This is a genomic window from Streptomyces sp. NPDC027663, assembly GCF_055566415.1.
In genome coordinates this window covers 685,119-696,958 of record NZ_JBVHSK010000003.1, presented here as the reverse complement: position 1 = coordinate 696,958, position 11,840 = coordinate 685,119, and the positions used below count along the sequence as shown (strand labels likewise).

Annotated in this window: 10 protein-coding genes; 7 read left to right on the top strand and 3 right to left on the bottom strand. The window is 70.2% G+C overall.

The window, feature by feature from the left end; genetic code table 11:
* Positions 1-18: 18 nt before the first annotated feature.
* The 6 genes from ACZ4SF_RS12445 to ACZ4SF_RS12420 all read left to right on the top strand — a co-directional run bounded on the left by ACZ4SF_RS12445 (position 19) and on the right by ACZ4SF_RS12420 (position 4,573).
* Positions 19-798 carry an exodeoxyribonuclease III gene (locus ACZ4SF_RS12445; RefSeq protein WP_468382053.1) on the top strand — a complete coding sequence of 260 codons (780 nt, stop codon included), beginning with the start codon at positions 19-21 and terminating at the stop codon, positions 796-798.
* 15 nt (positions 799-813) lie between these two features.
* Positions 814-1,233, top strand: a complete 420-nt coding sequence (locus tag ACZ4SF_RS12440) for a DUF6278 family protein (protein WP_468382050.1) — start codon at positions 814-816, stop codon at positions 1,231-1,233.
* Positions 1,234-1,369: 136 nt separating this feature from the next.
* Complete coding sequence (locus ACZ4SF_RS12435) at positions 1,370-2,113, top strand: amino acid ABC transporter ATP-binding protein (RefSeq protein ID WP_468382047.1); 744 nt, start codon at positions 1,370-1,372, stop codon at positions 2,111-2,113.
* A 17-nt stretch (positions 2,114-2,130) separates the two neighbouring features.
* Entirely contained in the window at positions 2,131-3,042 is a 912-nt protein-coding gene (locus ACZ4SF_RS12430) for a glutamate ABC transporter substrate-binding protein (protein WP_468382044.1), read from the top strand.
* 11 nt (positions 3,043-3,053) lie between these two features.
* On the top strand, positions 3,054-3,698 hold the full coding sequence (locus ACZ4SF_RS12425) for an amino acid ABC transporter permease (RefSeq protein ID WP_468382041.1): 645 nt from the start codon (positions 3,054-3,056) through the stop codon (positions 3,696-3,698).
* Positions 3,695-4,573 (top strand): amino acid ABC transporter permease, encoded by an 879-nt coding sequence (locus tag ACZ4SF_RS12420; protein ID WP_468382038.1) that lies wholly within the window; start codon positions 3,695-3,697, stop codon positions 4,571-4,573. The genes ACZ4SF_RS12425 and ACZ4SF_RS12420 overlap by 4 nt, the downstream gene beginning before the upstream one ends.
* Before the next feature lie 49 nt (positions 4,574-4,622).
* Here ACZ4SF_RS12420 and ACZ4SF_RS12415 read toward each other — a convergent pair whose 3' ends face one another.
* Both ACZ4SF_RS12415 and ACZ4SF_RS12410 read right to left on the bottom strand, forming a co-directional pair.
* The gene (locus ACZ4SF_RS12415; RefSeq protein ID WP_468382035.1) at positions 4,623-6,188 is read right to left on the bottom strand and encodes an alpha/beta fold hydrolase; all 1,566 of its coding nucleotides are present in this window, start codon (positions 6,186-6,188) and stop codon (positions 4,623-4,625) included.
* 124 nt (positions 6,189-6,312) lie between these two features.
* Entirely contained in the window at positions 6,313-7,059 is a 747-nt protein-coding gene (locus ACZ4SF_RS12410) for a hypothetical protein (RefSeq protein WP_468382030.1), read from the bottom strand.
* A 142-nt stretch (positions 7,060-7,201) separates the two neighbouring features.
* On the opposite strand from ACZ4SF_RS12410, the gene ggt reads away from it, so the two are divergent.
* Positions 7,202-9,007 (top strand): gamma-glutamyltransferase, encoded by a 1,806-nt coding sequence (ggt, locus tag ACZ4SF_RS12405; protein ID WP_468382027.1) that lies wholly within the window; start codon positions 7,202-7,204, stop codon positions 9,005-9,007.
* 65 nt (positions 9,008-9,072) lie between these two features.
* On the opposite strand, the gene ACZ4SF_RS12400 is transcribed toward ggt, so the two are convergent.
* Complete coding sequence (locus tag ACZ4SF_RS12400; protein ID WP_468382023.1) at positions 9,073-11,634, bottom strand: ATP-dependent Clp protease ATP-binding subunit; 2,562 nt, start codon at positions 11,632-11,634, stop codon at positions 9,073-9,075.
* Between the last annotated feature and the right edge of the window lie 206 nt (positions 11,635-11,840).

Genomic DNA, 11,840 nt, shown 5'->3' with positions numbered 1-11,840 from the left:
GCGGGTAGGTTGTGAGGCATGCGCATCGCTACCTGGAACGTGAACTCGATCACCGCCCGCCTCCCCAGGCTGCTGGCCTGGCTGGAGAGCAGCAACACCGACGTGCTGTGCCTCCAGGAAGCCAAGATCGCCGAGGCGCAGTTCCCGTTCGACCAGCTGCGCGAGCTGGGCTACGAGGCGGCGGTCCACGCGACCGGCCGGTGGAACGGGGTGGCGGTGCTCTCCCGCGTCGGCATCGAGGACGTGGTCAAGGGCCTGCCCGGCGACCCGGGCTACGACGGCGTGACCGAGCCGCGTGCCCTCTCGGCGACCTGCGGCCCGGTCCGCGTCTGGTCGGTGTACGTGCCGAACGGCCGCGAGGTCGGCCACCCGCACTACGCGTACAAGCTCCAGTGGTTCGAGGCCCTGAAGGCGGCCGTGTACGGGGACGCGCAGGGCAGCCGCCCGTTCGCCGTCCTGGGTGACTACAACGTGGCGCCGACGGACGACGACGTCTTCGACCCGGCCGCCTTCGTGGGCTCCACCCACGTCACCCCGGCCGAGCGCGCCGCCCTCGCCTCCCTGCGCGAGGCGGGCCTGGGCGATGTGGTGCCGCGCCCGCTGAAGTACGAGCACCCGTTCACGTACTGGGACTACCGCCAGCTCTGCTTCCCCAAGAACCGCGGCATGCGCATCGACCTGGTGTACGGCAACGAGCCCTTCGCCCGGGCGGTCAAGGACGCCTACGTCGACCGTGAGGAGCGCAAGGGCAAGGGCGCATCCGACCACGCGCCCGTGGTGGTCGACCTGGACGTGTGATGCCACGCTGGGTCCATGCACCTTCCGTTCCTGGGCTCAGGGCACAAGAAGAGCGGTGACGTGGCGCTGCCGGCCGACCCCGAGGCGGTCGCGGCGCTGCTGTCCGAGTGCGAGCTGCTCCGCTCGCAGGCGGTCCGGGCGGGAGTGCGTCTCGACGACACCCCGGCGTCGCTGGAGGCGCTGGACCAGATGGACCCGCGCTGGCGGGACGACCCCGAGATGCTGTCCGGGGTGGGCCACGACGCCGGTCTGTATCTCGGCACGGTCGTGGTGCGGACCGTACCGGGAGCCGCCTGGCAGATCCGCTCCGACGGCGAACCCGTCGTACGGCTCGCCTCCGGCCGTGCGGTCGAGGTGGTGCCGGCCGGTCAGGAGTGGGCGGCGAGCGGGGTTCCCGAGCTGTCCCAGCTGTACGCCGAGATCGCCGAGGGCTGAGCCCCGGTGGCCGTCACACCACCCTGTTGGTGTAAATACGGCTAATGCCCGAAAAGTGCGTGTCGTGCCTCAACTCCTCAACCGGCTGGATAGGTTGCGGCAACCACGACACAGCTGAGAGTGAGTAGGGCTGCGGATGGCCGTCGATCCGTTGATCGAACTGCGGAACGTCAACAAGTACTACGGGGAACTGCACGTCCTCAGGGACATCGACCTCACCGTGGGCAGGGGAGAGGTGGTCGTGGTCATCGGCCCGTCGGGATCGGGCAAGTCGACGCTCTGCAGGACGATCAACCGGCTGGAGACCATCGAGTCCGGCACCATCACACTCGACGGGCAGCCGCTGCCCCAGGAGGGGAAATCACTCGCCCGGCTTCGCGCCGAGGTCGGCATGGTCTTCCAGTCCTTCAACCTCTTCGCCCACAAGACGGTCCTGCAGAACGTCTCCCTCGCCCAGGTCAAGGTCCGAAGGCGCAGGAGGGACGACGCCGACCGCCGCTCCCGCGAACTCCTCGACCGCGTCGGCCTGCTGAACCAGGCCGAGAAGTACCCCGCCCAGCTCTCCGGCGGCCAGCAGCAGCGCGTCGCCATCGCCCGCGCACTCGCCATGGAACCCAAGGTGATGCTCTTCGACGAGCCCACCTCCGCCCTCGACCCCGAGATGATCAACGAGGTGCTGGAGGTCATGCGGCAGCTCGCCCGGGACGGCATGACCATGGTCGTCATCACCCACGAGATGGGCTTCGCCCGCGCCTCCGCCAACCGGGTCGTCTTCATGGCCGACGGCCGGATCGTCGAGGACCGCAGCCCCGAGGAGTTCTTCACGAATCCGAGGAGCGACCGCGCCAAGGACTTCCTCTCAAAGATCCTCAAGCACTGACCGGGGGAGTGCGACCCGTGTTCCGTACCACCCGTGTGCCCCGCGCCCTGTGCGCCCTCCTCGCCCTGCTGGCCACCGCCTGCGGCAAGGAGGGCAGTCCGCCCGGCAAGGGCCCGGCGGCCGAGAAACTCCCGCACTACCAGGTGGCGAAGGACTTCCGCCTGCCGGACTCCCGGACCTGGACCCGGGCGAGGAAGCGCGGCCACTTCACCGTCGGCGTCAAGGAGGACCAGCCCTACCTCGGCGAGAGGGACCCGGCCACCGGCACCTACTCCGGCTTCGACATCGAGATCGCCAGGATGATGTCGGCCTCCCTCGGCTTCCCGCCGGAGACGATCCGCTTCCGCACGATCGCCTCCGCCAACCGCGAGACCGCCCTGCAGAACGGCCAGATCGACTACTACGTCGGCACCTACACCATCAACGACAACCGCAAGAAGCTCGTCGGTTTCGCCGGCCCCTACTACATGGCCGGCCAGTCGCTGCTCGTACGCAAGGACGAGAACGACATCCACGGCCCGCAGGACCTCGTCGGCAGACGCGTCTGCTCGGCGGCCGGCTCGACCCCGTACCAGCGCATCAGGACCGACTACCCGAAGGCGATCCTGGTCGCGTACGACACCTACTCGGTCTGCGTCGACAACCTCCTCACCTACCAGGTCGACGCCGTCACCACCGACGACGCCATCCTCATCGGCTACGCGGCCAAGGCGCCCGACGAACTCAAGGTCGTCGGCAAGCCGTTCTCGAAGGAGCCCTACGGCATCGGCGTCCCGCACGGCGACAACGCGCTGCGCTTCGCCCTCGACGACGCGCTGGAGGCACGCGAGAAGAACGGTGACTGGAAGAAGGCGTACGAGGCCACGCTCGGCCTGTCCGGGGTGCCCGCCCCGGAACCGCCGCCCATCGACCGCTACCCGGCGAGCTGAGCGAGGACGGCATGAACGTACTGACAGACAACTTCTCCACCTACGGCGAAGGGTTCCTCGGCACCCTCGAACTGACCGTCTACGCCTCCCTGCTGGCCCTCGTCCTGGGCTTCGTGATGGCGTCCTTCCGGGTCGCGCCCGTGCGTTCCCTGCGGGTCTTCGGCACCGCATGGGTCACCGTGCTGCGCAACACCCCGCTCACCCTGCTATTCTTCGCGGTGCTGCTGGGACTGCCCCGGTTCGGACTCGTCCTGCCCTTCGATGTGTTCGCGATCCTCGCCCTCGGCTGCTACACCTCGGCGTTCATCTGCGAGGTACTGCGCTCCGGCATCAACACCGTCCCCACGGGACAGGGCGAGGCGGCCCGCAGCCTCGGGATGAGCTTCGGACAGACCCTGTCGCTGGTGGTGCTGCCGCAGGCGTTCCGTTCCGTGATCCCGCCCGTCGGCTCCACTCTCATCGCGCTCGCCAAGAACTCCGCGATCGCCGGCGCGTTCAGCGTGACCGAGCTGCTGGGCACGTACAAGACGATCAACGAACTCGGCTACAACATCATCTGGACCTTCGTCTGGATCGCAGTCGGCTATCTGATCATCACGCTCGCCATCAGCGCCGTGTTCAACGTGCTGGAGCGGAAGTACGGAGTCGCCCGATGACCGAGGCCACCGCCCTCTACGACGTCCCGGGCCCGCGCACCCGCCGACGGCACGCCGTCTACGGTGTGCTGTCGGCGGTCGTCATCCTCGCCCTCGTCGCCTGGATCCTCCATCTCCTCTTCGCCACCGGCCAGTTCACGTACACCAAGTGGATGCCCTTCGAGTACAAGGGCATCCAGGAACTGCTGCTGCGCGGGCTCGGCAACACCCTCAAGGCGTTCGCGATCGCCGCGGTCCTCTCCCTCGCGCTCGGCGGGGTGCTGGCCACCGGGCGGCTGTCGGACCACCGGCCGGTGCGCTTGCTGGCCACGCTCGTCGTCGAGTTCTTCCGCGCGATGCCCGTGCTGGTGATGATCTTCTTCATCTTCGTGGCGCTGAAGGTGCAGCCGCTGCCCGCACTGGTCGCCGGACTCACCCTCTACAACGGCTCGGTGCTCGCCGAGGTCTTCCGCTCGGGAGTGAACGCCGTCGAACGCGGCCAGCGGGAAGCCGCGTTCGCGCTCGGGATGCGCAAGACGCACGTCATGGTGCACGTCCTCGTCCCCCAGGCCGTGCGTGCCATGATGCCGGCCATCATCAGCCAGCTGGTGGTCGCCCTGAAGGACACCTCCCTCGGTTTTCTCATCACCTACGAGGAGTTCCTCCATGCCGGAAAACTCATCGCCTCCAACCTCGACTACGATTTGCCCTTCATCCCCGTGGTGATGGTGATCTCGCCGATCTACATCGGGATGTGCATGCTGCTCTCGTGGTTCGCCGGCTGGGTGTCCCGCCGTGAGCAGCGCAGCCCCAAGACCGAGGCCGTGGCGGTCGCCACGGCCGGCCCTGGGGCGCTGCTGCCGGGTGGGGAGCCCCCCATGGCCCCGAGACCGTAAGGGGGGCGGCAGTTCACACGGGCCAGGCTCGTCCGGCGGCAGCCGGAGATCACTGCTCGCCGAGCGGGACGGACACGTACGACGGGTCGTCCGCGGGCGAGGAGAAGGTCAGCTGCGCGCCGGACGGGTTGTGCTCGATGTACAGCGGGTCGACCGTGTCGACCACCAGCGCGAGGCGGTGCCCGGCGGGGACGTCGTAGGCCGTGGAGAACAGGTCCAGGTCGACGCCGAACGGCGTGCCGGGCGTCCGCCCGTGCCAGGTGTAGGGCGCATGGGTGACCAGCTTGCCGATCCCGAGCGGGCCCACGTCGTACAGGTAGGCCACGAGCGTGCCGCTCTCCGCGGTCGGGGTGAGCGTCGTGTGCAGCGTGGTGGTGCCGCGCACCCGCTGGGCGCCGCCGTACCGCTCCGACTTCCACACGGCCGCCCAGCGGCGCGGCAGCAGCGGGATCGAGGCCATGGGCGGCAGCTGGGCGACCTGGTCGAGGATGCTGGAGAGGAAGACGATCCCGCCGTCCGCGCCGGAGTCGACGTTCGTGTGGATGGTGGTGGACCCGGCCAGGGCGATCTTCTTCCGGGTGGCGGTGACCGACTTCCAGTCCGGGTAGCCCTCGTACTCCCCCGCGCTACGGGACTTCAGCCGGACCGGCTGCTCGCGCTCGATGCCGTTGTCGACGCCCTTGAGGTAGTGGTCGAACCAGCGCTCGGTGTCCGTCCACACATCGTTGGGCAGCCCGAACAGGCCGGTCAGCTCCGGGGTCGCGTGGTCGCCGGGGCGCAGTTCCAGCCGCTTGGGGACGGTCAGCTTCTCGTAGAAGGAGGCGTACTGGTTCGCCGGGAAGACCGTGTCGCCCCAGGCGTTGGCCAGCATGACCGCGGCGCCGTTGCTGTTGAGCTGATCGAGGTAGGTTGCGGCGGAACGCTTCCGCCCCCAGTCGATCATCTCCTGCTCCTTCGACAGGTTCGAGGAGTACAGGTTGTCGAAGATGGCGCGCAGCTCGGGGCTCTCGCGGCCGGTGAGCGTGGCCGCGCCGTCCAGGACGGCCGCCGCCTGCCGGTGCTGGGTGCGGCCCGAGTAGATCGAGTCGATGAGGTCGGCCCAGCCGCTGAGTGCCGCAACGGCCTTGATGCGCTTGTCGTGCGCGGCCGCGAGGAGGCTGATCCCGGCGCCGTACGACACCCCCGCCATGCCGACGTGCTCCGGGTCGGCGGGAGTGTGGGAGAGGGCCCAGTCGATGACCTTGGAGGCGTCCGCTATGTCGGGCGGACCGGCCACTTCTATCTGGCCGCCGGACTGCCAGAAACCCCGCACGTTGTAGGTGAGCACCACATAGCCGGAGTCGGCGAGCTTCTGGGCCTGGGCCAGATACTCCACCTGCGGCAGGCCCCAGCTGGTGGGCAGCACGATGAGCGGGTAGGTGCGCGTGCCGTCGGCGCCCCCGGGCGTGAGGACGTTGGCCTTCAGTGCGGTGCCGCCGTCGCCGGTGATGTCGACGAAGCGGACGGACGGTGCGGCCTGTGCGGCCGGCGCCAGGCCGACGACGGTGCCGGCGATCAGTGCCGCCGAGACGGCTCCCGCGGCGGAAGTGCGCAGAGCGGTGCGACCGTGTCCCATGGGTCACTCCTTCACTCGTGTAAGTGCAAAGTGACCCGACGGTAACCGCGCCCCCTTACCGCAAGTAACCCGTCGGTAAGTTACGTACGGGTAAAGATTGTTGATCGCGGAGACTGTTGAACCGTCAGTCTGCCGCCGTGGTGGCCGGCTCCGGCAGCGGCGTCTGTGCCGCCCGCGTCACGTCCGCGACCAGCTCGACCACATCGGGGCCGTACGCCTGCGAGTTGACCACCTTCAGCAGCAGGACGAAGGAGCCGGCCCCGTGCTTGCGGGCCAGCCGCTCGTGGTGCCGGGCGAGGTAGCGGGTGGCGGCCTGGTTGGTGATGGCCCGCTGGCCGCAGAAGAGGAACACCGGGCGGGAGTCGTGCCGCCCGCCCGCGGTGAGCCGGGCGAGCAGCACGTACTCGCTCTTGCCGCTGTCCATGCGGTAGTCGTTCCCGCCGACCCGGAAGGCGCCCAGCTCCGGTCCCGCCTCGGCCTCGACGTTGATCCGGACACCCGGCAGGAGGGAGGAGAGATGGGCCGCCATCCGGCGGTTCGAGGCGGGGCCGCCCAGGCAGAACTCCGTGCGTTCGCCGAACCCCTGCCGGGTGGCGTCGTGCGCGACGACCTGCGCGTGCGCGTTGCAGTCCTTGATCAGGGCGGACAGCTCCAGCAGGGCGAACACGTCGTGCCGCATCACCGACAACTCGGGCCCGCCCGCGTTGCGGTTGACCACCAGCAGCGACTCGGAATGGTCCGGCAGTCCGAAGAAGACCTGCTTTCGCCGCAGTCTTCGCCGCCACAGGTACGTACGGGCGGCCCAGCCCAGCGAGGCGGAGACACCCGCCGCTATGACGCCCAGGACGATGTTGCGCACGTCGTCGTTCATGGCCGCGCATGGTAGCGGGCCCCGGCGACCGGTACGTACCCGTGTTCGACGTGTGACGATCGTGTGGCAGGCCACCGAGGCGTACTGTCGGTAGTACGGCAATCTCGTTACGCTGCGCGGACTGTCCCGACGGGAGGTACGCATGGGTCGCCCAGGTACGCGGAAACTGGCCGTTCTTGCGGTCTCGGCCGCTGTGGTGTCGGTGGGGGCGGCGGCCCCGCCACCCGCCGCGCAGACGAGCGAGAAGGCCACGAAGGTTCCCGTGGCCGTGGGCTATGGCGGCGCGGTCGCCAGTGTCGATGCCGACGCCTCCGCCGCCGGCATCGAGGTGCTCGAGCACGGCGGCAACGCCGTGGACGCGGCCGTCGCCACCGCCGCCGCGCTCGGCGTCACCGAGCCCTACTCCGCCGGCATCGGCGGCGGAGGCTACTTCGTCTACTACGACGCCAAGTCCCGGACCGTGCACACCATCGACGGCCGCGAGACCGCTCCGCTCAGCGCCGGCTCCGACCTGTTCACCGAGAACGGCAAGCCGCTCGCCTTCGCCGACGCCGTCAGCAGCGGGCTGAGCGTCGGCACCCCCGGCACGCCCGCCACCTGGCAGAAGGCGCTGGACGAGTGGGGCAGCAAGAAGCTCGGTACGGTCCTGAAGCCGGCCGAGCGGATCGCCCGCGGCGGCTTCACGGTGGACGACACCTTCCGCGCGCAGACCGCGTCCAACGAGACCCGGTTCCGCTACTTCCCGGACACCGTGAAGCTGTTCCTGCCGAACGGCAAGCTGCCCGTCGTCGGCTCGACGCTCAAGAACCCCGAACTCGCCCGCACCTACGAGGAGCTGGGCCGCAAGGGCATCGGCGCGCTCTACCGCGGCGACATCGGCGACGACATCGTCGAGACGGTCGAACACCCGCCCGTGGACCCGGCCTCCCACTGGAACGCCCGCCCCGGCAAGCTCGCCGAGAAGGACCTCGCCGTCTACCGCGCCAAGCTCCAGGCGCCCACCAGGACCTCGTACCGCGGCCTGGACGTGTACTCCATCGCGCCCTCCTCCTCCGGCGGCACGACCGTCGGTGAGGCCCTCAACATCCTGGAGAAGACGGACCTCTCGAAGGCGAGCGAGGTGCAGTACCTGCACCGCTTCATCGAGGCCAGCCGCATCGCCTTCGCCGACCGCGGACGCTGGGTCGGTGACCCCGCCTTCGAGGACGTACCGGTCAAACAGCTGCTGTCGCAGAAGTACGCCGACTCGCGCGCCTGCCTGATCACGGACGACGCCGTGCTCGGCAGCCCGCTCGCGCCCGGCGACCCGCGCCACCCGGCTGCCTGCGGCCAGGGCGGTAAGGCGGCCCCGACGACGTACGAGGGCGAGAACACCACCCACCTCACCGCGGCCGACAAGTGGGGCAACGTCGTCGCATACACGCTCACCATCGAGCAGACCGGCGGCAGCGGCATCACCGTGCCCGGCCGGGGCTTCCTGCTCAACAACGAGCTGACCGACTTCTCCTTCGCCCCGGCCAGCCCGGCTGTGCACGACCCGAACCTGCCGGGCCCGGGCAAGCGCCCGCGCTCCTCGATCTCGCCGACGATCGTCCTGGACCGGCACGACAAGCCGGTCGTGGCCCTCGGTTCGCCCGGCGGAGCGACCATCATCACCACCGTGCTGCAGACGCTCACCGGGTTCCTGGACCGGCACCAGCCACTGGTCGACGCGATCGCCGCACCCCGTGCCAGCCAGCGCAACGCCGCCCAGACCGAACTCGAACCGGCCCTCTACGACAGCGACGTGAAGGCGAAGCTGGAGGCCATCGGGCACAGCTTCAAACAGAACCCGGAGATCGGCGCGGCGACCGGCGTGCAGCGGCTGCCGGACGGCAGGTGGCTGGCCGCCGCCGAGAAGGTACGGCGCGGCGGCGGCTCGGCGATGGTGGTGGATCCGGCGCCGTAGGCTTTCACGGCATCGGCGCCGCTCTCACAACTCGGCCCCAGGCTTTCACGGTATCGGCGCCGCTCTCACAACTCGGGTGCGGGAGGCCGGGGTTCGTCGGCCGCGGGCGGCTGGGGCCGCTGGGTGCGGAAGACCAGCCGTCCGTTCTCGACGTCCACCGTCACCCGGCCGCCCTCGGAGATCGTGCCGTTCAGCAGCAGCCGGGACAGCTGGTTGTCGACCTCACGCTGGATGGTGCGGCGCAGCGGCCGGGCGCCGTACTCCGGCTGGTAGCCGCGCTCGGCGATCCAGTCCACGGCCGCGTCCGTGAAGTCCACCGTGACGCCCTGCCCGTCCAGCAGCCGCCGGGTGCTCTCCAGCAACAGGTCGGTGATCTGCCGCAGTTGCTCGCCGGTCAGCTGACGGAAGACCACGATCTCGTCGATGCGGTTGAGGAACTCCGGCCGGAAGTGCTCGCGCAGCGGCCGGAGGATCTGCTCGCGCCGGGCCTCCTCGTCGGCGTCCGCGCCGCCCGGCCCGAAACCGATGCCGGCACCGCGCCGGGTGATCGCCTCGGAGCCCAGGTTGCTGGTCATCACGATGACCGTGTTGGTGAAGTCCACGGTCCGGCCCTGGGAATCGGTGAGCCGCCCGTCGTCCAGGACCTGCAGCAGGATGTTGAACACGTCCGGGTGGGCCTTCTCCACCTCGTCGAGGAGGAGCAGCGAGTACGGGTGCCTGCGCACCACCTCGGTGAGCTGCCCGGCCTCCTCGTGACCGACGTAGCCGGGCGGCGCGCCGACGAGCCGGGAGACGGTGTGCCGCTCCTGGTACTCGCTCATGTCGAGGCGGACCATGCGGTCCTCGCTGCCGAACAGCGCCTCCGCCAGTGCCCGGGCCAGCTCGGTCTTGCCGACGCCGGTCGGCCCGAGGAAGAGGAAGCTGCCGATCGGCCGGTGGGGGCTCGCGAGTCCGGCACGGGAGCGCAGCACCGCTTCGGACACCACGGCGACCGCTTCCTCCTGGCCGACCACCCGCTGATGCAGGTGCTGCTCCAGGCCGAGCAGCCGCTCCTTCTCCTCCTGGGTCAGCCGGCTGACCGGGATGCCGGTCTGCCGGGACACCACCTCGGCGATGGCCTCCGCCGTCACCTCCAGCTGTCCCTCGTCGGCCTTGTCGCCGTCGCCGGTCCGCGCGATCCGCTCCTTCAGCTCGGCGATCCGGTCGCGCAGCTGCTTGGCCTGTTCGTAGTCCTCGTCCGCGACCGCCTGGTCCTTGTCCCGGACCAGCTGTTCCACCTCGCGCTCCATCGCGCGCACGTCGGTGCCCTTGGTCCCGGCCCCGAGCCGGACCCGCGCGCCCGCCTGGTCGATCAGATCGATCGCCTTGTCCGGCAGCCGCCGGTCGGTGAGGTACCGGTCCGACAGCTCGACGGCGGCGACCAGCGCCTCGTCGGTGTACTGGACCTGGTGGTGGGCCTCGTACCGGTCGCGCAGCCCGCGCAGGATCTCGATCGTGTCCTCGACGGTCGGCTCCGGCACCAGGATCGGCTGGAACCGGCGGGCCAGCGCCGCGTCCTTCTCGATCCGGCGGAACTCCTCCAGCGTGGTCGCGCCCACGACGTGCAGCTCGCCCCGGGCGAGGGCGGGCTTGAGGATGTTCCCGGCGTCCATCGCGCCGCCCTCGCCGCCGGAACCCGCCCCGACGACGGTGTGCAGCTCGTCGATGAACACGATCAGCCGGTCGGAGTGGGCGCGGATCTCCTCCACGATGTTGTTCAGCCGCTCCTCGAAGTCGCCCCGGTAGCGGGTGCCGGCCACGACCCCGGTGAGGTCCAGGGCCACGACCCGGCGGCCCGCCAGGACGTCCGGGACGTCCGCGTCGGCGATCCGCTCGGCCAGGCCCTCCACGATCGCCGTCTTGCCGACGCCCGCGTCACCGATCAGCACCGGATTGTTCTTGCCGCGCCGCGAGAGCACCTCGATGGTCTGCTCGATCTCCGTGTCACGGCCGATGACCGGGTCGATCCGGCCCTCCCGGGCCAGCTCGGTCAGATCGCGGCCGTACTTGTCCAGGGTCGGCGTACCGGTCGGCCGCTGCCGCTCGGGACGGGGCTGCGTGCTCTCCTGGGCCTCGGGCGGCAGGGCGCCCGGCGAGAACCGGGCCGCGTTCAGGATGTGTCCGGCGGCCGAGTCCGGATTCGAGGCCAGGGCGCTCAGCACGTGCTCCGGGCCGATGTACCCGGCGCCGCTCGCCCGCGCCATGTCGTGCGCGTCCAGCAGGGCCCGCTTGACCGCCGGGGTCAGCGACAGCGAGGTCGGCGGCGGCACCTCGCCCGGCGGGTGCTGGACCGGTCCCGCCCGGCCGTCGATCTCCGTCGCGAGCGAGTCCGGATCCGCGCCCGCCCGGCTGAGCAGACTCCGGGTGGGTTCGGCGGACACCGCCGCGCGCAACAGGTGCTGGGTGTCCAGGTCCCGGCTGCCGTGCTCGGCGGCGTACTGCGCGGCTCCTCTGACCAGCTCCCGGGCCGGCTGGCTGAGCAGGCGGCCGATGTCGATGTGGCGCGGTCGGCTGGCTCCGCCGACGGCCCCGCTGAAGAAGCGGGCCAGGAATTCACCGAAGGGGTCAGGAGGGTAGCCGTTGGTCATGGCATTCCGTTCCTTCACTGGCGACGTGCGGAGCGGCCGGGTAACCCGGGTGCGGGTTGCTCATGCCCACGATGACACGATCCGTGAGGGTGGGCATGTCCGCCCACGGAGGCGCGGGCTCCAGCGCTCCGGCGGCGGATCCGCGGGGGCGGGGGCTGCTGTGCTTCGGGGGCGGATCCATGGAGGTGGGGGCTGCTGTGCTTCGG

Bases quoted from the DNA above. Each gene is read 5' to 3' on its own strand.
- ACZ4SF_RS12445 (WP_468382053.1), top strand. From the start codon at position 19: ATGCGCATCGCTACCTGGAACGTGAACTCGATCACCGCCCGCCTCCCC.
- ACZ4SF_RS12440 (WP_468382050.1), top strand. From the start codon at position 814: ATGCACCTTCCGTTCCTGGGCTCAGGGCACAAGAAGAGCGGTGACGTG.
- ACZ4SF_RS12435 (WP_468382047.1), top strand. From the start codon at position 1,370: ATGGCCGTCGATCCGTTGATCGAACTGCGGAACGTCAACAAGTACTAC.
- ACZ4SF_RS12425 (WP_468382041.1), top strand. From the start codon at position 3,054: ATGAACGTACTGACAGACAACTTCTCCACCTACGGCGAAGGGTTCCTC.
- ACZ4SF_RS12420 (WP_468382038.1), top strand. From the start codon at position 3,695: ATGACCGAGGCCACCGCCCTCTACGACGTCCCGGGCCCGCGCACCCGC.
- ACZ4SF_RS12415 (WP_468382035.1), bottom strand. From the start codon at position 6,188: ATGGGACACGGTCGCACCGCTCTGCGCACTTCCGCCGCGGGAGCCGTC.
- ACZ4SF_RS12410 (WP_468382030.1), bottom strand. From the start codon at position 7,059: ATGAACGACGACGTGCGCAACATCGTCCTGGGCGTCATAGCGGCGGGT.
- ggt (WP_468382027.1), top strand. From the start codon at position 7,202: ATGGGTCGCCCAGGTACGCGGAAACTGGCCGTTCTTGCGGTCTCGGCC.
- ACZ4SF_RS12400 (WP_468382023.1), bottom strand. From the start codon at position 11,634: ATGACCAACGGCTACCCTCCTGACCCCTTCGGTGAATTCCTGGCCCGC.